The organism is Listeria aquatica FSL S10-1188 (assembly GCF_000525795.1).
Lineage (GTDB): Bacteria > Bacillota > Bacilli > Lactobacillales > Listeriaceae > Listeria > Listeria aquatica.
Map to the genome: position 1 here is coordinate 248,467 of NZ_AOCG01000012.1, position 22,754 is coordinate 271,220.

17 protein-coding genes and 7 pseudogenes are annotated in these 22,754 nt (G+C 38.0%); 11 read left to right on the forward strand and 13 right to left on the reverse strand.

Annotation, left to right across the window (positions count from 1 at the left end; translation table 11 throughout):
* Positions 1–15: 15 nt before the first annotated feature.
* Positions 16–509, reverse strand: a pseudogene (locus MAQA_RS10240) (PadR family transcriptional regulator).
* A 209-nt stretch (positions 510–718) separates the two neighbouring features.
* Between MAQA_RS10240 and MAQA_RS10245 the strand changes: the two are divergent.
* The 9 genes and pseudogenes from MAQA_RS10245 to MAQA_RS10280 form a co-directional block, all read left to right on the forward strand.
* Positions 719–1,898: pseudogene (locus MAQA_RS10245) on the forward strand (MFS transporter).
* Between the two features lie 288 nt (positions 1,899–2,186).
* Positions 2,187–2,810 carry a helix-turn-helix domain-containing protein gene (locus MAQA_RS10250; RefSeq protein WP_036073631.1) on the forward strand — a complete coding sequence of 208 codons (624 nt, stop codon included), beginning with the start codon at positions 2,187–2,189 and terminating at the stop codon, positions 2,808–2,810.
* Between the two features lie 305 nt (positions 2,811–3,115).
* Positions 3,116–3,469, forward strand: a complete 354-nt coding sequence (locus MAQA_RS10255; protein WP_149023353.1) for a hypothetical protein — start codon at positions 3,116–3,118, stop codon at positions 3,467–3,469.
* A gap of 13 nt (positions 3,470–3,482) precedes the next feature.
* The gene (locus MAQA_RS10260) at positions 3,483–4,295 is read left to right on the forward strand and encodes a hypothetical protein (RefSeq protein ID WP_036073636.1); all 813 of its coding nucleotides are present in this window, start codon (positions 3,483–3,485) and stop codon (positions 4,293–4,295) included.
* A gap of 196 nt (positions 4,296–4,491) precedes the next feature.
* Positions 4,492–5,427, forward strand: coding sequence for an ABC transporter ATP-binding protein (locus MAQA_RS10265; RefSeq protein WP_036073638.1), 936 nt, complete (start codon positions 4,492–4,494; stop codon positions 5,425–5,427).
* Positions 5,420–6,190, forward strand: coding sequence for an ABC transporter permease (locus MAQA_RS10270; protein WP_036073641.1), 771 nt, complete (start codon positions 5,420–5,422; stop codon positions 6,188–6,190). Before MAQA_RS10265 ends, MAQA_RS10270 begins: the two co-directional genes overlap by 8 nt.
* 283 nt (positions 6,191–6,473) lie before the next feature.
* Positions 6,474–6,719 carry a hypothetical protein gene (locus MAQA_RS10275; protein ID WP_149023354.1) on the forward strand — a complete coding sequence of 82 codons (246 nt, stop codon included), beginning with the start codon at positions 6,474–6,476 and terminating at the stop codon, positions 6,717–6,719.
* A 363-nt stretch (positions 6,720–7,082) separates the two neighbouring features.
* Positions 7,083–7,268 (forward strand): hypothetical protein, encoded by a 186-nt coding sequence (locus MAQA_RS14915; protein WP_206537548.1) that lies wholly within the window; start codon positions 7,083–7,085, stop codon positions 7,266–7,268.
* Between the two features lie 42 nt (positions 7,269–7,310).
* Positions 7,311–7,751 (forward strand): annotated as a pseudogene (locus tag MAQA_RS10280) (GTP pyrophosphokinase); the annotation flags it as partial.
* Positions 7,752–7,780: 29 nt separating this feature from the next.
* Here MAQA_RS10280 and MAQA_RS10285 read toward each other — a convergent pair.
* The 4 genes and pseudogenes from MAQA_RS10285 to murB all read right to left on the reverse strand — a co-directional run bounded on the left by MAQA_RS10285 (position 7,781) and on the right by murB (position 11,635).
* Positions 7,781–8,377, reverse strand: a complete 597-nt coding sequence (locus MAQA_RS10285) for a VanZ family protein (RefSeq protein WP_036073645.1) — start codon at positions 8,375–8,377, stop codon at positions 7,781–7,783.
* 173 nt (positions 8,378–8,550) lie between these two features.
* Positions 8,551–9,556, reverse strand: a pseudogene (locus tag MAQA_RS10290) (AI-2E family transporter).
* A gap of 156 nt (positions 9,557–9,712) precedes the next feature.
* Positions 9,713–10,645, reverse strand: a complete 933-nt coding sequence (locus tag MAQA_RS10295) for an NADP-dependent oxidoreductase (protein WP_036073648.1) — start codon at positions 10,643–10,645, stop codon at positions 9,713–9,715.
* A gap of 93 nt (positions 10,646–10,738) precedes the next feature.
* The gene (gene murB, locus MAQA_RS10300) at positions 10,739–11,635 is read right to left on the reverse strand and encodes a UDP-N-acetylmuramate dehydrogenase (protein ID WP_036073651.1); all 897 of its coding nucleotides are present in this window, start codon (positions 11,633–11,635) and stop codon (positions 10,739–10,741) included.
* Between the two features lie 199 nt (positions 11,636–11,834).
* Between murB and MAQA_RS10305 the strand changes: the two are divergent.
* Positions 11,835–12,825: pseudogene (locus MAQA_RS10305) on the forward strand (ABC transporter ATP-binding protein).
* Complete coding sequence (locus tag MAQA_RS10310; protein WP_036073654.1) at positions 12,822–14,354, forward strand: ABC transporter permease/substrate-binding protein; 1,533 nt, start codon at positions 12,822–12,824, stop codon at positions 14,352–14,354. The pseudogene MAQA_RS10305 and the gene MAQA_RS10310 overlap by 4 nt, the downstream one beginning before the upstream one ends.
* A gap of 26 nt (positions 14,355–14,380) precedes the next feature.
* Here the strand turns inward: MAQA_RS10310 and MAQA_RS10315 are convergent, their stop codons facing one another.
* From MAQA_RS10315 to MAQA_RS16450, 8 genes and pseudogenes are all read right to left on the reverse strand, one after another.
* Positions 14,381–15,211 (reverse strand): hypothetical protein, encoded by an 831-nt coding sequence (locus tag MAQA_RS10315; RefSeq protein ID WP_036073657.1) that lies wholly within the window; start codon positions 15,209–15,211, stop codon positions 14,381–14,383.
* Between the two features lie 118 nt (positions 15,212–15,329).
* The gene (locus tag MAQA_RS10320; RefSeq protein WP_036073659.1) at positions 15,330–16,658 is read right to left on the reverse strand and encodes an Nramp family divalent metal transporter; all 1,329 of its coding nucleotides are present in this window, start codon (positions 16,656–16,658) and stop codon (positions 15,330–15,332) included.
* Positions 16,659–16,726: 68 nt separating this feature from the next.
* A pseudogene (locus tag MAQA_RS10325) lies at positions 16,727–17,400 on the reverse strand (ABC transporter permease).
* 15 nt (positions 17,401–17,415) lie between these two features.
* A pseudogene (locus MAQA_RS10330) lies at positions 17,416–18,313 on the reverse strand (osmoprotectant ABC transporter substrate-binding protein).
* A 44-nt stretch (positions 18,314–18,357) separates the two neighbouring features.
* Positions 18,358–19,011, reverse strand: a complete 654-nt coding sequence (locus MAQA_RS10335) for an ABC transporter permease (RefSeq protein ID WP_036073664.1) — start codon at positions 19,009–19,011, stop codon at positions 18,358–18,360.
* Positions 19,012–19,014: 3 nt separating this feature from the next.
* Positions 19,015–20,196, reverse strand: coding sequence for a betaine/proline/choline family ABC transporter ATP-binding protein (locus tag MAQA_RS10340; RefSeq protein WP_036073666.1), 1,182 nt, complete (start codon positions 20,194–20,196; stop codon positions 19,015–19,017).
* Positions 20,197–20,302: 106 nt separating this feature from the next.
* On the reverse strand, positions 20,303–22,204 hold the full coding sequence (locus MAQA_RS10345) for an ATP-binding cassette domain-containing protein (RefSeq protein WP_338151627.1): 1,902 nt from the start codon (positions 22,202–22,204) through the stop codon (positions 20,303–20,305).
* Between the two features lie 43 nt (positions 22,205–22,247).
* The gene (locus tag MAQA_RS16450) at positions 22,248–22,637 is read right to left on the reverse strand and encodes an ATP-binding cassette domain-containing protein (protein ID WP_338151628.1); all 390 of its coding nucleotides are present in this window, start codon (positions 22,635–22,637) and stop codon (positions 22,248–22,250) included.
* Positions 22,638–22,754 lie beyond the last annotated feature (117 nt).

Sequence of the window (22,754 nt, forward strand, 5' to 3'; positions counted from 1 at the left end):
ATGCGGAAGCGTTTTTTATTTGCCTAACAAATTTAAGCACCAGTTTTTTTCTGTTAATGTCAATTGATACTTTCTTTGATAAATCTGATAGGGCATTATTCGATTTTTTTTTCATTGGTGGAAGTAAGACCAAGCGTTTCTTGAATCGCGACTAAAGTTTTTTCTGTCTCACGAAGTTGCTCTTCAAGGTAACGGATTCGTTCTTCGAGCAATTCGCTTGTTCGACTCGGGTTTAACCAGTCTAGCTGTAGCTTGATGATAAATTCATCACGTGACACAGGGACTTTTACTGGCGTTTTTGACCATTCTCGCAAAAGTTCAAGTCCCTGAAGAGTAATTGCATAGATCTTTTTATTAGGCTTTCTTTCCTGAAATTGCGTAGTTGAAAGGAGATAGCCATTTTCTTCGAGTTTCGCTAACATCGGATAAATTTGACTGTGGTGCGTATTCTGCATAATTTTTAAACGGTAGGCCAAATCATATCCGCTTGAAGCTTCTCGGGCGATCATTTCGAGTAAGGTATAGCCCAGTAAATTGATGGATCCAGTCAACTGATTCACTCCCCTAGATGGTGATTTCCTCTACATTCTAAACGATATTTAACCGAAATGCAATTTTATACATAAGTAACTTTTTATATATGTAAATATTGACATAAATATTTTTTTGGCATAGAATAAAAAGGTCGATAAATTAGGGAAAGAAGTGGACTTTATTTATGTTAACCGAAAAACAAAAAGCAGCGGGTAAATGGATTACAGCAGCTGCATCTTTACTTGCCTTTATGGGAATTGGGATTGTTGATCCTATTTTACCAAGCATTGCTGAAAGTATCGGAGCAACTCACTCACAGGTAGAACTTTTATTTACCTCTTATATTTTTGTCATGGCGATCATGATGATTCCGATTGGAATTGTTGCTAGTAAGGTTGGCGATAAGCAACTTATTGTTGCTGGGCTCGCGATTGTAACAATTTTTGCATTACTGTGCGGATTTTCAAACAGTATTACAGGACTTTCAATATTCCGTGCTGGATGGGGGTTTGGAAACTCTATGTTTCTCGCGACAGCTATGACCATGTTGATTGCACTATCGCATACACCTTCACATGCCATCGGACTTTATGAATCTGCAATGGGACTTGGAATGGCTTTTGGTCCACTTTTAGGGGGCGTATTAGGAAACTTATCTTGGCGCTATCCATTTTTCGCAACGGCAACATTAATTTTTATTGCATGCTTGCTTGTATTGTTTAAAGTAAAAGCACCAGCCAAAGAAAAAAGCAGTTCCAAAAAAGAAGTACCTATTAAGCAGATGCTACACCTTTTTACTTATAAGCCCTTTCTACAAATCGCAACTAGTGGCATGTTCTATTACTATTGCTTCTTCACGATTTTAGCGTATTCGCCACTCGTTCTTGGATTATCTGCCATTCAAATTGGTTTTGTTTTTTTTTGCTTGGGGACTTTGTCTCGCACTCGGTTCTGCCAAAATTGCTCATGGGTTGGAAGCTCGTTTTAATTCGAAACACGTTCTCAAGTTTACATTAGCTTCTTGTGCCGTTATTTTGGTTTTACTTGGCGTTATTCCTATCTTGTGGATTCGAATTGTTTTAATCATTCTTTCTGGGCTTATTCTTGGTATTAACAATGCTTTATTTACAACAACCGTTATGGAACATTCTCCTTATACAAGAAGCGTGACAAGTGGCGCTTATAACTTTGTTCGCTGGCTTGGCGCTGCATTTGCACCCATTGTTTCAGGTCTTATCAGCGAAATGTTCGGGACAAGCTATCCGTTCATCGTTGCTGCTATTTTGGCAGTTGTAGGAATGGCTTTACTCTTCTTAAAAATCATTCCTGAACATCAAACGAAAACCGTAGAAGCTACAGAATAAATTTTTTTTGCGTTTTCTCTTCGTTGAGAAAACGCATCTTTTAATCACAGATCTAAGTAAGTATTTACTTCAATGATTTCACTTTATTAATGAAGAGGGGTGCTCTAACAGGCAAACTTCTTTTTATTTTGTTAAAAACAGTAATTTATTACAAAATAAATTTTTATCCAATGACTTAAGTTTATTTCAAAAGAAATCTTTTGCATTACGTTTAATCACTATATTTGTAATTTTTTCTATGATACTATACAAGTATAGCCAATAATCATAGCGAAAAGGAGGGAAGAGATGCTAAAAGAGCGAATTAATTTTCTAGTAGAAAAGCAGGGGATGACTCGAAAAGAACTTGTGAGTGGACTAATTACTTTGCCTCATTTTTCAAATATTTTAACAGGACGCTACATTCTGGCCGAGGACTTAGCTGTTAAGTTTGCTGAAAAGCTAGGTGTTTCCACAAATTATTTACTCAAAGCCGAAGATGTTTCTAGTCAAATCTTAAAAGGCGCAGATGAAATTGTGAACCAGATGATTGCCTTTTCAGATATTGACGAAACTTATGTAGTTACGCTTCCTAAAAGCGCGGACGCACTTGTACTTGAATTATCTTCGAAGCTTATGGCGGCTTGTTTTTATCAATTGACCCAAGATCAAGAAAACTATAATCGTTTACATATTCATTATTTGAACTTTTATTTAAAAGAATTTCCCGACAGTACAATCGGACAGTTACCAGCTCCTCTAAAAAAAGCTTTTTATTTTTATAAAATGCAAGTTTTTAGATCAAAAAATGATTATGAAGCCGCAAGTAATTATTGTCATCTGTTACTTCCATTACTCACAGAAAATGCGGAAGCATGGATCGCTGTCAAGAAAATAGAAATTGAAATTCTTCTCACTTTAAAAAAACTTTGAATTAGCGAAAAAACAGTTAAATAAAGCTTTGCACCGAGTCCAATTAAAAAATCTTAAAGCACACCTCCCAAGTTTTTATATTTTGCAAAGTAATTATTACTTTTATTTGGGACTTTTTGAAGAGGCGATCATTAGCTTATCGAAAGCAGAAGAAAATCTGATTTATCTAGATAGTACTCAGATGGGGGACTATCAGGTAATGATTTTTAATAATCGCATTGTCATGCTGATTAAAACAAAGCAATTGATTGAAGCCGAAAGAGAAAGTAAAAGATTCTATGAATTTTTAGAGCAACAAGAACAAATTGAGGAGACTTTTTTTCACGCTTATTATGCTTTATCAAGCGGATATTGCGCTTTTAGGGAAACAGTTCGAACACTTATCATCTCTCATTCAAAAACTCGAACTTGCTCCTAAAACGAATGATCAAAGCTATGCGTTATATTTTTACAAGGCACAAGCTGCGCTTCAAAAAGAAGATTATCAAACCGCTCAGAATCAAGCTGAATTGTGCCTAGATTATTTTGAACATAATCCAATTGTAGAACGTTTAGTGGCATTATATGAACTTCTTGGCATTTGCGCAGAACAAAAGAGGCAATACAAAAAGTCTTCTGATATGTATAAAAAAATCGTGCAATTATTAAAAGAAAGTTAGGTGGATAAAAACAATGAAAAATTTATCTCGTATCTTATGGACATTAGGCTTTATTATGATCTTTGGAACAATTATGTATCTTATTTTTTTCCGAGATACAACAAGTGTAGACTTCTTTGATAACTCGATCTTCAGGATTGGCATTTATGGGGGGATTGGGCTTCTCGTGATTAGCTCTATTATGTCATTCGTAGGAACTGGTAACATGATGCGTATAAAAAACGGTGAAGCAGCACTTGGGATTATTCGTAGCCTCGCTCAAACGGGAACATATATTAATCAACAGCCTCAAGTTGAAATGCAAGTAGATGTTATTAAAAAGACAGGAGAGAGCTTCCAATCCAGTTTAAAAGCGATCATCCCACTCACGCAACTTTCCGCACTACAAATAGGGGCACCTATTCCCGTTGTGACAAATGAACAGCAAAAGGTAGCACTTCCTAAAGCTGGAGAGCCGACGCTTACGCAAGAAGAGATGCAGGAATTGTTTGAAGAGTTTGCTGTAAAAACTGGGATGATGGATTCGGAAGCACTTAAAATTAGTAAAGAAGGCATCACAAGTTACGCGACTGTCATTGGAATGCGTCCCGAAAATAGCATGTCAGATGCAAAGGTAAATGTTTGGTTGGACCTTGAAGTAGCATTAAAAGATAATACCACACAGCCAGTTTCCATTAAGAAAACGGTATTACAAGAGGCTTTAGACCAAGTTCAGCCTGGTAAAGTTATTGAAGTCATTTACTTGGAACATGATCCAGAAAAACTTGTGATTAAAACAAAAAATGTGGCAGGAGCTGTTTTCGGTTCAGCACTAGGCGACAAATAAGAGTCACGACCAGCAGGCAGAAAGTTTGCTGGTTTTTCTTTTCTCAAGTATAATGTTTAACGCATTCGGTAAGTTCAGAATCGGACATTTTAGCTTTTTGCATGTTAGAATAAAAAGGGTCTTAACTGCTTGATATCAGTAATTTCCTAAAGTAGAAACAGACCGTGAATTCACCAATAAGGAGATAAGAATTTAAATGACCTATGCACTTGAAATAAAAGATTTAAAGAAAGTATATGCTACAGGAGTTAAAGCTTTGCGTGGTATCAATTTAAATGTTGAAGAAGGCGATTTTTATGCCCTTTTAGGTCCAAATGGTGCTGGAAAATCAACTACAATCGGAATTATTACTTCTCTAGTGAATAAAACATCTGGACAAGTAAAAGTTTTTGGCTACGATCTAGATAAAGATTTAGTGCGAATGAAACAACAAATTGGCTTAGTTCCACAAGAATTTAATTTCAACCCATTTGAGACGGTTCAACAAATTGTGGTCAACCAAGCGGGCTATTATGGTGTTTCGCGTAAAGAAGCCATAAAACGCAGCGAAAAGTATCTGAAGCAATCCAATTTATGGGAGAAACGCCATGTTCGAGCGCGAATGCTTTCTGGTGGAATGAAACGCCGACTGATGATCGCTCGAGCGTTAATGCATGAACCTCGTTTACTTATTCTTGATGAACCTACAGCAGGGGTAGATATTGAGTTAAGGCGTGAAATGTGGGAATTTTTACGTGAATTAAACGCAAGTGGCACAACCATTATTTTGACCACTCATTACCTAGAAGAGGCAGAAATGCTTTGCCGCAATATCGGGATTATTCAAGCTGGAGAACTTGTAGAAAACACCAGTATGAAAGCACTTCTTGCAAAACTTCAATTTGAAACTTTCATTTTTGACCTGGCTCCTTATGCTCAAAAACCAGAGATCAAAGGCTATAAGAGTTATTTTGAAGATGAACTGACTTTAGCCATTGAAGTTGAACGTGACCAAGGCGTGAATGAAATCTTTGAGCAGTTGACCGAACAAGGAATAAAAGTCCTTTCCTTGCGCAATAAGTCAAATCGGTTAGAAGAGCTGTTCTTAAAAATCACAGAAGAAGAACACCGAGTGGAGGAGAAAAATGTTTAGTCTTTATTTTACGGCTTTAAAAAGTCTTGCAGTCAAAGAAACCAATCGTTATTTACGAATTTGGGTGCAAACACTGGTACCTCCAGTTATAACAACATCCTTATATTTCGTCATTTTTGGAAATTTAATTGGAAAACGAATCGGGGAAGTCGGCGGGTTTTCCTACATGGAATTTATTGTCCCTGGGCTCATCATGATGTCTGTCATTACAAGTTCATACGCCAATGTTTCTTCGTCGTTTTTCTCACAAAAATTCCAGAAAAATATTGAAGAACTTTTAGTTGCTCCAGTCCCAACACATGTTATCATCTGGGGATTTGTAATCGGTGGTATGGGAAGAAGTATCTTAGTTGGTGCACTTGTGACGCTCATTTCGCTCTTTTTCGTCCCACTTCATGTTTTTTCCTGGACGATTATCATCATCACACTATTAATGACATCGATATTATTTTCATTAGCAGGATTACTAAACGGGATTTTTGCACAATCTTATGATGATGTGTCCATCGTGCCAACTTTCGTTTTGCAGCCTTTAACTTATCTAGGTGGTGTTTTCTATGCAATTTCCATGTTGCCACCATTCTGGCAAGTTGTTTCAAAAATTAATCCGATCGTCTATATGATTTCAGGATTTAGATATGGCTTTCTCGGAACAACAGACATGTCAACGGTTGTTTCCATGCTCATCCTTGTCCTTTTCATTGCCGTTCTTTATTCGCTTTGCTGGTACTTAATTAGCAAAGGACGCGGACTAAGGAGCTAAGTTCTGATAAAAATAAAATGATAACTTCTCAAACTGAACGGGTTCATTAAAATTAAATTTTAGTGAACCGTTCAGTTTGTTTTACAGCTTTTTCTTTAAACTTCTTATGACGTTTGACCCCCAAATATAAAAAAAGTTTTCTCTACTTAACAATGCGTCAATTGTCTTTTGGTTTATAATAAGAAAGCATTTTTGATATAATCTCCATAAAAGAAAAATTAGAAGTCTTGGAGGTAGCATAAAAATGAGTTTTTCTAATATGATCGTGGGAGAAAACGGATTGTTGGCCGAATTACGTTTCTATAACACTTTTAATGAGCGAACCTTTGCAGAGATTATAAACTATGTTGGTGAGCATCTTACGGAGTGGAGATCGAATAGCTTTATACCGGTTTCAGACGCTGTATCTATCTTTAACCTAATTAATGAATTATCTGGTGGAAACCGTTTTTGGAATGAAGAAGTCACACGGCGAGTTGAAGATGCTGTACTTGAATTACAAGAAATGATCAATTCACTAGAAGAATAAGAGATAAAATGTAGGTTTATTAGTCAGTTGGCTCAGTTTATAGTTTATTAGTCGCTTGTGGAGAGCAAAGCAAATAATATCTAGCTACGAAGGTTCTTATCTTAAAACAACAATTAAAGAATAGAGAAGTTTTATGTTGGGGAAGGCAACAGATTATCCTATACTTAAGTTTTAATTTTTCTAGTTTACATAATATATATTATAGGAAGTAATGATAAAAACTAGACTTACTTCAAATAGCATATTCAACTATACTAAACCTAATATACTACGCATTATCATTTTCTAAGACGTTTCAGCGGCTTTTATCTCGGGAATTATACACATGGGTGCATCTAAATGTTTTTAAGGAGCTGATTTTTTATGGAAAATAAAGAAGTTATGCGTGAATTACAACGCTGGCTTGGAGATAATCCTCAATTCGAACAAAATATGGCTTTTCTCGAGGAATTTCAATATTTGATGATGTGCTATCGTAGTTCCATTAAAGAAGTTCAAACTAAACTCGAAATTCTTGCTGATGAGCTCTCACTGCAAAAAAAAACGTAGTCCCATTCATACTATTGAATCCAGAATTAAAAAAACCAAAAAAGTATTGGCGAAAAACTAATTAAGCGTGGTAAAACGATTTCTATTGACAATATTCGAAATGAACTTAACGATGTTGCAGGTATTCGTGTGACTTGTTCTTATGTCGATGATGTCTACGATATTGTCAATATGCTTGTTTCTCAAGATGATGTGGAATTAATTCGTGCAAAAGATTATATTAAAAACCCAAAAGAAAGCGGATACAGAAGTTTACATATTATCGTCGCCATTCCAATATTTTTATCTGAAAAAAGCGAGGTTTTTCGAGTTGAAATTCAAATTCGTACGATTGCGATGGATTTTTGGGCGAGCCTCGAACATTCCTTACGTTACAAAGGTGGAGTCCCTCCTGCAGCTTTCAAACAGCTTGAAGATGCTGCGACTAGTATTTCAAAAATGGAAGATCAAATGCTTGTCATTCGTAAATATATGGAAGATTAGCATATATTTTGCCTAAACAAAAGCACGTCTCAGCTAGAAACGTGCTTTTGTTTACGGTTAATAATCAAAATAGCTAAACGCAATACTAAATAACCAATCATGATCCCACATACATTTAAGAAGATATCACCAGTATCAAAATAACCGACAGCGAAATAATATTGCATCGATTCCACGCCTGTAATCAAACCTAGCGCCAGAACTAGTGCTTGATAGCCTTTTAATTTCCACATCAGAAACCCAATTGGGATAAAGGCTACAACATTCCCTACCGTAATAACTCGTAAATTCCCCTCTACGAAAGGTTTAATAAAGCCGAATGTATCAAATGATAGTCCACGTGTATGAGAATCTTTTGCAAATAGCAAAAAGAATAAACATCCAAAATAAATCAAATAGGAAATGACTAATAATTTTAAGTTTAATTCTAAACTCATTATTTGTACAGCTGCTAAATAAACAAGTGCTGCTGTGATAGCAATCGTTATATAGTCCATAAAACTATAATTCCTCATGAGTTGATTCAAATAAAAGTACATCCAGCCTTCGAAAAAATGAAAATAAAGAAAAACGGCTAGTAAAATGGAGGTTACTGGTAATACTGTCCATGTAAGTATTTTTTTCAATTTAAATTCCTCCTTTAACTAATGATTGTTTCCATTATAAAATAAATTTGTTAAAGAAGTTTTAAACAGCAAGAAAGAAAACTTAAAAATCTTCTTGCAAAAGTGTAAAATTCCCCTTCTCTCCCCCTCATTTAATATAAAACAAGACCCAGAGTCAGCTCTCTGGATCTTGTTTAGGTGTTTTTTTTCGGTTTCTTTTCTAAAAGATGTTCAGCTTGATCAGTGACTCCAAGCACATCTAGGAAAAACATGACAACAGGAATTCCAACAATCAGTCCCCAAATGCCGAAGAAATGTTCTCCAAAAATCAAAATGATAAACGTGTAAAAAACAGGCAGATCCGTTTTTGCAGACATTAATTTTGGATTTAGGACATAGGATTCAAGCGCATGAATCACGACGACAATCAAAATAATATAGAACAAATACTGAACTCCGCCAATTGTATAAGCGATAATCGTAAGTGGAATCATCGAAATGATGACACCTGCAACAGGGATTAACCCTAGTAAAAAGACCATGATCGAAAGCGTCATAAGTTGTGGGAAGCCAAGTATCCACAGGGCAATCGTTGTTAATACGCAGTTCACAATGGCGATTAAAAATTGCGCTTCAATAACTTTACCAAATGTCGCTACGAATTTTTGGCCAAAGTATTTTACTTCTTCATAGATAAATCCAATTTTACTGGTTGCAAATTGATTCGTAAATCGAATTAGTTGGTCTTTTCCTAAAGAGAAAAACAAGCTCAACATTAATGCAATAAACGCATTGAACAACACAGTCCCAATATTGGTTAAATATGTCACGATAATTTGTACGCCTTGCTCGGTATATTTCATCACATCCACTTGGTTAGCAAGATTTACAATATAATTAATAAACTCGTTATTACTATCATCTGTTGTGAAAAATTGGTTGATAAAATTCACTAACTGTTTAATTTGTTCCGTAAGTAATGGTACATATTTTACGACAACAAAGACAAGAGCTAGTGCGATAACCGCATAAAGAATCAACACAATAATTTGCCTATAAATCGAAATTCTCCGTAAAATAAAACCTTCAAGTCGAGTAATCAAAAACGAAAAAAATAAAAGTCAGCAAAATAATGTCCATCATGCTCCGAAGTAAATACAATACAAAAGCGACAAGAACGAAAACTGCTACACGCCGCACACTTCTATTTTTAAAAAAACTGTATCAAACTGTCCAAAAGGTGAAATCCTCCCATTCTAAAATGCCTAAATTCATTGTACCAAATAACTCGGTTCGTTGCATGTTCCAACACAACAAAAAACCCGGCAAGAAACCGGGAGTTTTGCTTCATCAATTTTATTTAGCTACTTCGATGACGATTTTACCTCTCACATGCCCCGTTTCACTTAATTCATGGGCAACCTTCACTTTTTCAAGTGGAAACCTTGCGGCAATCTCTGTTTTTATTTTACCAGCTTCAATATAGTTACGAAGCTCATCTAAATCGGCTCCGCTAGATTTCACCCAAAGCCCTTTTGCATTTGCTCGCTTTTCCTTAGCAAGTTTTGGATCCGGGGCTCCTGCAATAGAACCAATTCGCCCACCTTCTTTTAGAATCGAAAAGCTTTCTATTTGACTTTTGCCCCCGATCAAATCGAAAACGACATCGACCGGTTCCGTATCCAAGCTATCATTTTTTGTATAATCAATCACTTCATCCGCGCCGAGGCTTTTTACATAATCGATATTTTTAGGTCCTGTCGTTGTCACAACATAGGCACCGAGGATCTTTGCAATTTGAATAGCAAAACTACCCACACCACCAGAGCCAGCAGAAATAAAGACACGTTCTCCCTCACCCAGTCCAGCGAAGTCCCTTAATGCTTGATACGCAGTTAACGCTGCAAGAGGAACAGAAGCTGCTTCTTCAAAATTCAAATTGCTAGGTTTTTTAGAAACAAATAATTGATTGACCGCAACTTTTTCTGCATAAGAACCGTTACGACTTGTATCAGCACGTGCATAAACTTCATCGCCAGGCTGAAACATTGTGACTTCTTTTCCAACTTCTTTCACGATACCCGAAACATCGAGTCCAAGAATAAACGGAAAAGGAATATCGATCATTTGTTTCAAGTAACCTTGACGTAATTTCCAATCAATGGGATTAACAGCTGATGCCTTCACTTCAATTAGTACATCATCATCTTTTAATATCGGATCTGGAAAATCATCTACATACTGAAGCACGTTGCTGTCCCCGTATTCATTCATAATTATAGCCTTCATATTATATCAACTTCCTTTCGAATAAAGCATCTCTCAGTACCCATTATTTCCTATTCTAACTTGATTCAAACATAAAAAGACAAGCCATTAAAATCACTTGTCTTCTCCAATGATCTTCACTTCAGTCTCCAGATCCACATCAAAATTGCGCTTCACCGTTTCCTGAACATGATGAATAACTTCCATATAATCGGTTGCTGTTGCAGAGCCAACGTTCACAATAAAGCCTGCATGCTTCATCGAAACTTGCGCGCCACCAATTTGGAATCCTTGTAGGTCACTGTCTTGAATTAATTTCCCAGCAAAATGACCAGGTGGTCGTTTGAAAACACTCCCACAAGACGGATATTCAAGCGGTTGTTTAGCTTCACGCGCTTCTGTAAGTTCTGCCATTTTTGTTTCAATAGGCTGTCTTTCTGAAAGCTCAAGCGTAAACTCAGCACTGAGTACAATATAATCCTTATCCGCAATCGTGCTTTTCCGGTATTTAGCTGCTAATTCTTCACGTTTCAAATGTAATAAGTCCCCTGAGCGTGTCAAAACTGTAGCTGCATCGAGTACATCACTAATTTCCCCTCCGTAAGCACCTGCATTCATATAAAGTGCCCCACCAACAGAACCAGGAATTCCGCAAGCAAACTCAAGACCACTTAGCTGTGATTCAAGCGCAAACCTTGAAACATCAATAATTTTAGCTCCACTTCCAGCGATGATGCGGGTTTCATTTCTCACGATTTCATCCAACAAATCAAGGTGCATCACAACACCACGAATACCCCCATCTTTTATGATCAAATTTGAACCGTTTCCAAGGACAGTTAATGAAATATTTTTTTCATGACAATAATGAACAAGCGCTCTAGCTTCATCGATCGTTTTTGGCATAGCAAACAAATCAGCTTCCCCACCTGTTTTTGTGTACGTGTATTTTGCTAGGGATTCATTTTGTTTGATCAAAAGATCCGGTATTTGAACACCTAAATCTTGCATTAGATTTTCCACTCTTTTCAAAACCTTTCCATTTCAGTTCTTACTTCTAGGATTGTTTGCAATCTCACCTTCTATTTTAACATGATAGCAATATTTTACAAAATAAATCATTATAATTTCTATTTGTCGTCAAAAAATGGTAAATTATAGGATATAAACAGAGATGTCAACCTTAAAAAATAGAAACCGGGAGGATAATATGATTCGCTTTGAAAACGTGACAAAGAAATATGACAATGATTCAGTCGCTGTTGATCACTTAAACCTCAATATCGAAGATGGCGAATTTTTCGTTTTTATTGGTCCAAGTGGATGTGGCAAGACGACCACCTTAAAAATGATCAATCGGCTTATCCCGCTTACAACAGGGACAATTTATATCAACGAAAAACGCATTAGTGATTATGATATTCACGAACTGCGCTATGATATTGGCTATGTGCTTCAACAAATTGCATTATTCCCACATATGACAATTGCAGAAAATATTGCGATTGTTCCTGAATTAAAAAAATGGGATAAACAAAAAATTTACGAACGAACAACCGAATTACTTGAAATGGTTGGACTCGACCCCGCTTTATATCGTGATCGCAAGCCAAAGGAACTTTCTGGTGGCGAACAGCAACGTGTTGGCGTTGTTCGAGCTCTTGCAGCTGACCCGAGCATCATTTTAATGGATGAACCTTTCAGCGCGCTCGACCCCATTTCTAGACAGAAATTACAACAAGATATTTCTGAGCTCCAAAAGAAAATCAAAAAAAACCATTGTTTTTGTTACTCATGACATGCAAGAAGCTTTGGCGCTTGGTGACCGCCTTTGTCTCATGCAAGATGGGAAAATCGTGCAATGTGATACACCGGAGAATATACTAAAAAATCCTGAAACTGATTTTGTTCGTAATTTTCTTGAGTCTGGCAATCTTTTACCAAAAACATTATTTGACCGTTCAATCAAGATTTCTGATTTAATCACTAAAAATTTCTGTACTCAGGCACAAGCAGGAAACGCAAGTGAGGAAAGCCGCCATTTAAAGATCACCGATTCACTCGAAAAACTCGTTACCGCGCTCTCAGATGCTAAGAGTGTCTCTATCGAAAATGAAACAGGCTTGCTAGTTGCAACTATTACAACGAATGATTTGCTGGCCTTCTTATCGAGTAACTTGGAAGAAGGTGTCACTCCATGAATACATTCATCGAGACATTCCTAGACCGAAAAGACGATTTACTTACCGCTTTAATTGAGCACATCCAAATTTCATTTATTTCTCTTTTCATCGCCGTTTTAATCGCCTTACCACTAGGCATCTACTTAACGCGTCATAAACGCATCGCAGAACCAATTATTCAAGTAGCCGCCATTTTCCAAACGATTCCATCACTAGCCTTATTAGGCTTACTTATTCCACTTGTTGGGATTGGCATCGTGCCCGCGATTATCGCACTCGTTGTTTATGCACTCTTGCCAATTTTGCGCAATACTTATACAGGAATTGATGAAGTAGACCCTGCCTTGATTGAAGCTTCTCGGGCCATGGGAATGAATAAATGGAAACGACTTTATAAAGTACAACTTCCACTTGCTTTACCAGTCATCATGGCGGGAATTCGAACGGCTACGGTGCTGATTATTGGAACGGCCACGCTCGCAGCATTGATTGGCGCAGGTGGCCTTGGAGATCTCATATTGCTTGGAATTGACCGCAATGATAATAGTTTGATCTTGCTTGGGGCAATACCTGCTGCTTTACTTGCGATTCTATTTGATTTCGTGTTACGTTTTTTCCAAAAAGCTTCTTTTAAAAGCACTGTGATTACGATATCTTTAGCCATCTTGTTAACTGCAGCCTTGCTGATTGTTCCACATTTTACAAGTGATAAAAAAGACATTACAATTGCTGGTAAACTTGGAGCAGAACCGGAAATTCTGATTAATATGTACAAATTACTTATTGAAGATGAGACGGATTTGAAAGTGGAACTAAAGCCAAGCATGGGGAAAACGAGCTTCTTATTTAATGCGCTGAAGTCTGGTGATATCGATATCTATCCAGAATTCACCGGGACCGTTCTTGAAACGTTCACGAAGGAACCAGCAAAATCTCATTCTGCTAGCGAAGTTTACGAACAAGCTCGAACTGGTTTGGCTTCTCAGTTTAAGATGACACTTCTAAAACCGATGCAATACAATAATACTTATGCCATCGCAGTTTCCGAACGACTTGCTAAAGAATACGGGCTTAAAACGATTTCTGATCTGCGCCCAGTGGAGCAACAAGTAAAAGTGGGCTTTACGGCAGAATTTGCTGATCGCGGCGATGGCTATAAGGGACTGCAAGAAAAATATGGAATCACCTTTAATCATCTTGAAAAAATGGAGCCTAAGCTTCGCTATACAGCGATCCAAGCTGGCGATATCGATGTTTTAGATGCCTATTCAACAGATAGTGAACTGGAGCAATATCATTTGAAAGTTCTAAAAGACGATCAAAAATTATTTCCGCCATATCAGGGCGCTCCTCTAATGTTAACTAAGACATTGCAAAAGTATCCTGAACTGAAAGCCCCACTAAATAAACTGGCCGGGAAAATTACGGATGCAGAAATGCGAAAAATGAATTATCAAGTCAACGTTGATGGTAAGTCTGCCGAAATCGTTGCCAAAAATTACCTTGTTCAACATGATTTATTAAAAAAAATAAAAAATACCCGCTGAAACAAGTCCGTTTCAGCGGGTATTTTTTAATTTCGGATCAATTTAACCATTTTTTCAAGTTTCGGTTTGTAAAATCGACATAAGGCCTCATATTCTTTGTTGAATTCCTGTGCGCGTTTCGGTAAATCCTCATCATGGTCGATTAATAAACCTTTTTCAAGTAGCGGTAACAGAGAAATGATTTGATCAAAAATAAGACCGGCACTCGTATCACTTAAAAGCGCAACGAGTTTCAGTAAAGCTTTTCGCTTAGAGGCAGGAAGTTGTTTTTGATGATCATGAACCCACTTGGCAAGCATTTGACGATTTTTTCTAGTTGCCTCAAGATAGATCGTTTGCGCGTAAGCAGCACTCATAAATAAAACGGACAAATCTTCCGCAGATTTCCAGTCTTCTGGTTGAATTTGACCTTGTTCCTTGATTTTTTCATTTAGTAAACTGATATCTTCCTGATAGATATCCATTTTATGCTGTTGCTGTTTGTAAACTTCAAGCGCTAAGCTAAGCTTGTCAACAGTTGGTTGCATGAAGTCATCAAATAAATCACCGTCATTTAAAATAAGCTGTGTTTGCTCGATTCGTTCTGCTACAATGCTATCACGTTCTTTCACAACATCTGAACGTTTTGAAAGATACTCAAAGTAAAAATTATAGCGCTGTAACTTAAGTACCACTTCTTCTGCTACTTTCCTATCTGCAAGGCTTTTATCAGCATTTAGCACGGCAACTCCAGAAATTTTTCCAAGTTTTGTATAAATCATAACGTGAAAAGATTGATTTTGAGCTTCAATTGTATAAGGCAAAAGATGCTCTTGCTCAAGTAATCGTTTTTGTTGTTTTACTGCTTTATCCTCCATCCTACTCCACACCTTTACTACGGTTATTCGCTAATTCAATTATAACGAATCTAGATAAAAAATTCGAGGGAAATAATTAAAATTCTTTTCATTTATAGTTTACATAATCATATTATCGTCAAACAAAAGTATGAATCAGTAGATAAATATTCAAAATCGCAATAAAAACAGCCACTATCCAAGCTAGCGCTTTTAACCAAAGACGGTTTACAAAAACTCCCATCTTTCGCTTATCACTTGTAAACATAACAAGCGGAATGACCGCAAATGATAACTGCATGGAGAGAACGACTTGACTTAAAATCAAAAGTTCATTCGTGCCCCTCGCTCCATAAAGTGCTGTCACAATAACCGCAGGAATGATTGCAAGAATTCTTGTAATAAGTCGTCTGATCCATGGTTTAAGACGAATATTCAAAAAGCCTTCCATCACAATTTGACCAGCGAGCGTCCCAGTTAATGTAGAATTTTGTCCAGAAGCAAGAAGGGCTACTGCAAAAATGACACTAGCGATACCGCTCCCTAAAACGGAATTAAGCAATTTATAGGCATCTTCAATCCCCGCAACTTCAGTATGTCCAGAATAATAAAATGCGGATGCAGCTAAGATAAGAATGGCTGCATTAATGAATAGCGCGACCGTTAGAGAAAAAGTAGAGTCAATAAAGGCAAACTTAATTGCTTCTTTTTTCCCTTTTAGACTGCGCTCATATTGTCTTGTTTGTACAATGGAAGAATGCAAATACAAATTATGCGGCATGACTGTCGCGCCCAAAATTCCCAGTGCAATATACAACATGGTAGGATTTGTCACCACTTCTTTTTGTGGGATAAAACCGTAAAGCACTTCTTTTATCTCGGGACGGCTCATAAATAATTCGACACCAAAACAAACAAGGATAGTAACCATCAAAGTAATGACAATGACTTCAATGTACCGAAACCCGCGATGTTGAAGCAAGAGCACAAGAAAGATGTCAAGCGCCGTAATCACTACCCCGACAATAAGCGGTAAACCAAAAAGTAAATTTAAAGCGATCGCGCTCCCGATTACTTCTGCTAAATCCGTCGCAATAATCGCTAGTTCGGCCAGTATCCATAAAATAAATGATGTCTTTTTGGAGAAGCTGTCTCGTGATGCTTGCGCTAAGTCGCGACCGGTTGCAATGCCCAGTTTGGCTGCCAACGATTGTAAGAGAATGGCCATTAAATTGGAAATCAAAATTACTGAAAGCAGTGTATACCCAAACTCAGAGCCTCCGGCAATGGATGTCGCCCAGTTTCCTGGATCAACGTACCCAACGGCAATTAAAGCCCCAGGCCCCATAAAAGCAAGCAGTTTGCGAAAAAATGAGGCATTTTTAGGGACTTTTATGGAATTATTCACCTCACTCAGACTCTCTGTTGTTTGTTCCTCTCGCCAAGCTTCCCGTTTATGCTTTGCCACGTTGTTCCCTCCTTGAACTAATGAAAGAGCGGGCGAGAGTTCTCTCCTGCCCGCCCAACGTTATAACGTTATAGCGCTTCTGATAATTTTTTCTTTTTTATTTTTTCACAGGATTAATTGCTCTTTCCACCCAGCCGAGTAGCAAGTCAGTAATGATCGCCATCAGAGCAGTTGGAATCGCTCCTGCTAGAATAATCGCTGTCCCGTTAGTCGCATTCGTCCCACGAACAATGATATCACCGAGTCCACCTGCACCAACGAATGTCCCAATTGCAGCGACACCAATTGCGATCACAAGGGCATTTCGAATCCCTGCCATGATAACCGAAAGCGAAAGCGGAAGTTCTACCATGCGCAGTATCTGCCACTTAGTCATCCCCATCGCTTTTCCTGATTCTAACAACGCTCCGTCAACATTTTGAATGCCTGTGTATGTGTTTTTTAGAATAGGCAGGAGTGAGTAAAGGAAGAGTGACAAGACGACGGTATTTGTCCCAAGACCAAGCACAAGCATTAGGACAGCGAGCATAGCAAGGGCAGGAATAGTTTGGATGATATTAGCAATTTGAATCACCCAATTCGCCAGTCGTTTCTTTCTTGCTATATAAACCCCAAGTGGAATAGCTACAATGCTTGCAAAGAGTACGCCATAAATACTCATTAGAAAGTGGCGCCAAAACTCTTCCATGACATAGCTTCCATTGGTTGCGTAATAGTCGATTAATTGTTTTAGAGTTTCCACTGGTCCGTTCCCTCCTTATTTTTTATCCTCAAAGTAATTATGCTTCTCTAAAAATTCCTTCGCAACGACAGAAGGTTCTTTTAGTTTTCCATCAGCTTGATAGTTCAGACGCTGCATTTCCTCTGTTGAAATGGTTCCAACAAGTTTATTTAATGTCGTTTTGATTTCAGGATGCTCTTTCAAAATTTTATCGGTTGCAAGCGGTGAAGCATCATACGGTGGAAAGAACTTTTTATCATCTTCGAGAACTTTCAAGTTATAAGTTGGAATTCGACCATCAGTTGAATAGCCAAGTGCAACGTCCATTTGTTTGTCCTTTAATGCAGTATAAATTAAGCCGATTTGCATTGGAAAGATTTTTTTTGAACTCAATATTGTAATCTTTCGAGAAAGCTTTATACCCGTCTCCTTTCCGCTGCATCCATGAATTATCTACTCCAGCCGTAAGCTCACCCTGAACAGGACGCATATCACTTATGGTTTTTAAGTTATATTTTTTAGCTGTATCTGCTCGAACCATAAAGGCATAAGTATTCGCAAATCCATAGGAATCAAACCAGGTTTGGTGAAATTTCTCTTTAAACCCTTTTTTTACAGCAGCAAGAGCTTTTTTAGGGTCTTTAATTGGTTCTTCACCAAGCGGTCCAACAAGATCTGTTCCTGTATAACGTGTAGCTGTAATATCAACGTCTCCATTCACCATTGCCTGATGTTGCACAACCGACGAACCGAGATTATTAACTAGCTCCACTTTTAAATCTGTGTCATGTTCAATCATCTGCTTCACAATATTTGATACAATCTGAGATTCTGTTGTCGAAAGGGATCCAACGCGGATTGTCCCTTCTGACCCTCCACCAAGTCCAGGTAACGAACAGCCAGAAAGCAAGGTACCGAAGGATAACAGAATCACAGCAAGTAATGCAAGTGTTTTTTTTCTTCATTCTATTTTTCCTCCTATCCGTTATTTCTTGCGTCGCGAAGTGGTTTTGGTGTCAACGCATTTTCAAGTTTACCTAAGAAAAACTCAACAATGAGCGCGAGGATGGTAACTGGAATAGCTCCACCTAGAATTAAATCTGGACGATAAAGGTTCAAGCCGTTAAAGATAAAGTCCCCAAGTCCCCCTGCTCCAATATAAGAGGCAAGCGTTGCCCACGCAATAATATAAACAGTGGAAAGTCTGATTCCTGCCATGATAACAGAAATGGAATTCGGAATTTCAACATTGGTGATGAGTTGCCAGTTCGTCATTCCCATCCCCTTTCCAGACTCAATCAAGTTCGGATCAACTCCCCTTACCCCGATGAAAGTGTTACGGAGAATCGGAAGTAATGCGTAGATGAATAAGGCAATGATCGCTGGAAAAGTCCCTACACCAAGGATTGGGATAATAAAAGCCAAGATGGCAAGGGACGGAACCGTTTGCAAAACTCCAACCACACCAATGACAAAGTTTGCAATCTTCGGAGAACGAGTCAAGGCAATCCCAAGTGGGACCGCCACAACAATCCCTAGAATAACTGCAGCTAGCGATATGTATAAATGCTGCCAAGTTTGAACAAGCAAATTATGTCCGTTTTCTTGAAAAAAGTTTTGTATCGCATCCATTGATTATTCGCCTCCTTCAGAAGTGGCGACTGTTTCTTTGGTATCAGTTTGCTCAGTATCTTCCTGCTCTTCTCCCCAAATGGAATCGTATACCATGTCTACTAAACTTGCGCGTGTAACAATTCCGACAAGACGATTTTCATCATCAACAACTGGAACATACTTATATCCACGCTTTAAGATCCGCTGAATTGTATCCCTTAGTAAGGCGTCTTCTTTTACATAGAACACATCCCGTTCAAGAATATCTACAACAGAAGTTGCTCTTCTACGCTCAGAATCAATTTTTTCAACATCGATATAACCTTTTAGCACTTGCTTTTCATCAACAACTAAAAGTGTATCTACGCGTTTTTGTTTCATGAGTTGAATAGCCGCTTGAAGTGATTTATCTGCTGTAATGGAAACAGGACTTGTATTCATGATTTGACGAACTTGTGTGACATCTGGTTGCGCTTCGATTAAACGATCTTTTCCTATAAATTCCTCGACAAATGAATTTGCTGGATGCCGCAAAATTTCATCTGGCGTATCAAATTGAACGACCTTCCCTGCTTGCATAATCACAATCCGATCAGCAAGTTTCAGTGCTTCGTCCATATCATGGGTAACAAAAATGATCGTTTTCCCAAGCTCTTGTTGCAAATTTTTAAATTCTTCTTGCAAAGAATCCCGTGTAATTGGATCCAGTGCACCAAACGGTTCATCCATCAAAATCAAGTTTTGTTCAGCAGCTAATGCACGTAAAACCCCAATCCGTTGTTGCTGTCCACCACTTAGTTCATATGGATAGCGATCGAGATATTCTTCTGGTAAATCAACAAGCTTAATTAGCTCCTTCGCCCGCTCTTGCTTTTTCTCATCTGACCATTTCAACAGCTTGGGAACTAACACAATGTTATCTCGAATAGTCATATGAGGCATTAACCCAATTTGCTGGATTACATAGCCGATCGAGCGTCTTAGTTTAACTGGATCTTCTTGTAAAATGTCCTTATCATCAATAAATATTTTACCTTCTGTAGGATCGATCAAACGATTAATCATCTTCATGGTTGTTGTTTTTCCGCAGCCACTCGGACCGATAAAACAAATAAATTCGCCTTTATCGATATCTAAATTGAGATCATCAACTGCCTTTTTTCCACCTTTATAGGTTTTCGAAACGTGTTCAAATCGTAACACTAAAAGCACCTCCGTTAATCATTTTTGATGAAACTCTATCCTGTTTTTTCCCTTGTTGCGCTGGTATGAAACATTTTTAAGGAAAAACTTATTAAAAGCAAGATTTTCAATAAGTAATATTTATTTCAAATCTGAACAAAAACACCAGCGCTAACAGCATAATGAGCCTAGCCATTTTATTCCAAGTGCAAATATTTTTTTTAAAATGAGTGCCCGTAAATGATTCCTTTGTTTTCAGCAGATCGGCTGGATAGCCTTGGAATAAAACCTTGCCCCCAAGACTCCCACCTCTTGGCCCCATATCAATAATCCAGTCAGCTTGGCTAATAATCGTTAAATTGTGTTCCAAAACAATCAACGTTTTCCCTTGTTTTTTAAGCTTTTGGAGCAATTCCAGTAAATGAGCAACATCCTCTTCGTGCAATCCTGTACTGGGTTCATCTAAAATAAATAAATTGGCTTGTTTTTCCGTATCTTCCAGTAGCTTCGTCGCAATTTTAAGCCGTTGCAGCTCTCCTCCTGAAAGTGTATCCAAACTTTGCCCAAGCTGGACGTAGTTTAAGTTGGCATCTTGAAGAGCACCCAAAGCTTCTTGAACTTCAGTAATATCAATCAAAGTTAATGCTTCTTCCACCGTCAAATTTAGCAGCTCATCAATGCTTTTCCCATGCCACTTAATTTGCAAGGCTTCTTCGTTATAACGCTTCCCGTGGCATTTTTCACAACGTTCGGTTACATTACCCATATAAGCAAGATCATATTTAATAAAGCCTTTCCCGTGACATTCCGGGCACGCCCCTTTTCCGTTAAAACTAAATAGCGATACACTTTCACCCGAGATTTCTGCAAATTTTTTTCTAAGAAAATCAAAAACCCCTAAATAAGTCAGTAAATTGGAGCGGTGACTCCCACGAATAGCCGATTGATCAAAAACAACAGAATAAGGGTATTTCGCCGTGAATAGTTTTCGCACAAGCGTGCTTTTCCCAGAACCAGCAAGTCCCGTCACAACCGTCAATGCTTTTTCAGGAAACTTCGCAGATTGCTTTTCAATATTAAAAGCGCTGACTTCTTCTAAAGAATAAAATTTTGTAAAATGTGGCCTTTTTGAATTGAGCGCCGGTCTTCTTGAAAGTGCTTTTGCTGTTACTACGTTTGCTGCTACAAATTCAGAAAAGTTACCTGAAAAAGTAATTTCGCCACCTTTTTTCCCTGCGCCTGGTCCCACTTCTATAACTGAGTCTGCAAGTGCAATGATGTCAGGATCGTGGTCGACAAGAACCAAAGTGTTTCCTTTTTGCTTCAAGCGTTTAAATACCTTTCCAATTCCGACTAAATCTTCAGGATGAAGCCCGACACTTGGCTCATCAAAAATGTAAAGAACATCAGACAAAGCGCTGTTTAAATGTTTCGTCATTTTTAAGCGCTGTGATTCCCCGCCAGATAAAGTAGCTGTCTTCCGGTCGATCGTTAAATACCCTAGCCCAACAGCGGACATGCTTTCAAGCCGATTTCGCAAATCTTTTTGGATAACGGCCGTTTGATCCTCTTTAATCTTCTTCAAAAAACGAAGCAAATCCTCCGCTGACATTTTGGCACAATCTCCAATTGAATGACCTAAAATTTTGGCAGAGCGAACCGTTTCGTTAACACGTGTCCCGTGACAATCCGGACATTCAACGGTGTTCGTTACACGTTTCAAATCAGCTTGATATTTTGCCCCATTTTTTTCAAGTAAGGATTTTCGAATTCGCTCAATCACACCGACATATTCTGCAGTCTTTGGAAAGTGCTCTGTAGGATTTTCCGGCTTACTCCCCGTATCGTAAAGAAGTTTCTTTAATTCCTCCGCTGAATAATCTGAGATCTTTTTATGATTATCAAAATAACCCGATTCCGTGTAACGTGAAAGACGCCACCCTCCAGGTTGAAAGGTTGGAAATTGAATGGCCCCTTCATTCAACGATTTTTCAAAGTCAATCAAAGCAGAAATATTGAAATCTGTCACTTCACCAATTCCTTGACACGTCTTGCACATCCCTTGAGGATTATTAAAAGAATACACCATAGAATAACCAATAAAAGGTTGTGCAAGCCTTGAAAAAAGGAGTCTTAGTCCAGTATAAATATCTGTCATCGTTCCAACTGTTGAACGGGCATTTCCCCCCTACTTTCTTTTGATTGATAACAATCGAAACCGGTAAATTTTGAATGCGTTCCACATCTGGTTCCTCGTAGTGTGGTAAAATTTGTTGAATATAGCTCGAATAGGTTTCGTTTAGTAGACGCTGTGACTCAGCTGCTAAAGTGTCAAACACGAGTGAAGATTTTCCCGATCCTGAAAGACCGGTTACAACGGTAATCTGTCCTTTTGGAATACTGACGGAAATATTTTTCAAGTTATTCGTTTTGGCGCCTTGTATGGAAATTCCTTCGTGCATTCTTCTTCCTCCTCTACGCTCGCTTCTCACAATTCTTATTCTATGCTTTCTAGATAGAAATTCAACCATTACGCAAAAGAACGCTTCTCAAGTGAGAAGCGTTCTTCAATCCTTCCA

Bases quoted from the DNA above. Each gene is read 5' to 3' on its own strand.
- MAQA_RS14915 (WP_206537548.1), top strand. From the start codon at position 7,083: ATGGAAAATAAAGAAGTTATGCGTGAATTACAACGCTGGCTTGGAGAT.
- MAQA_RS10295 (WP_036073648.1), bottom strand. From the start codon at position 10,645: ATGAAGGCTATAATTATGAATGAATACGGGGACAGCAACGTGCTTCAG.
- MAQA_RS16450 (WP_338151628.1), bottom strand. From the start codon at position 22,637: ATGCACGAAGGAATTTCCATACAAGGCGCCAAAACGAATAACTTGAAA.
- murB (WP_036073651.1), bottom strand. From the start codon at position 11,635: ATGCAAGATTTAGGTGTTCAAATACCGGATCTTTTGATCAAACAAAAT.
- MAQA_RS10265 (WP_036073638.1), top strand. From the start codon at position 4,492: ATGACCTATGCACTTGAAATAAAAGATTTAAAGAAAGTATATGCTACA.
- MAQA_RS10250 (WP_036073631.1), top strand. From the start codon at position 2,187: ATGCTAAAAGAGCGAATTAATTTTCTAGTAGAAAAGCAGGGGATGACT.
- MAQA_RS10315 (WP_036073657.1), bottom strand. From the start codon at position 15,211: ATGGAGGATAAAGCAGTAAAACAACAAAAACGATTACTTGAGCAAGAG.
- MAQA_RS10270 (WP_036073641.1), top strand. From the start codon at position 5,420: ATGTTTAGTCTTTATTTTACGGCTTTAAAAAGTCTTGCAGTCAAAGAA.
- MAQA_RS10335 (WP_036073664.1), bottom strand. From the start codon at position 19,011: ATGGATGCGATACAAAACTTTTTTCAAGAAAACGGACATAATTTGCTT.
- MAQA_RS10310 (WP_036073654.1), top strand. From the start codon at position 12,822: ATGAATACATTCATCGAGACATTCCTAGACCGAAAAGACGATTTACTT.
- MAQA_RS10260 (WP_036073636.1), top strand. From the start codon at position 3,483: ATGAAAAATTTATCTCGTATCTTATGGACATTAGGCTTTATTATGATC.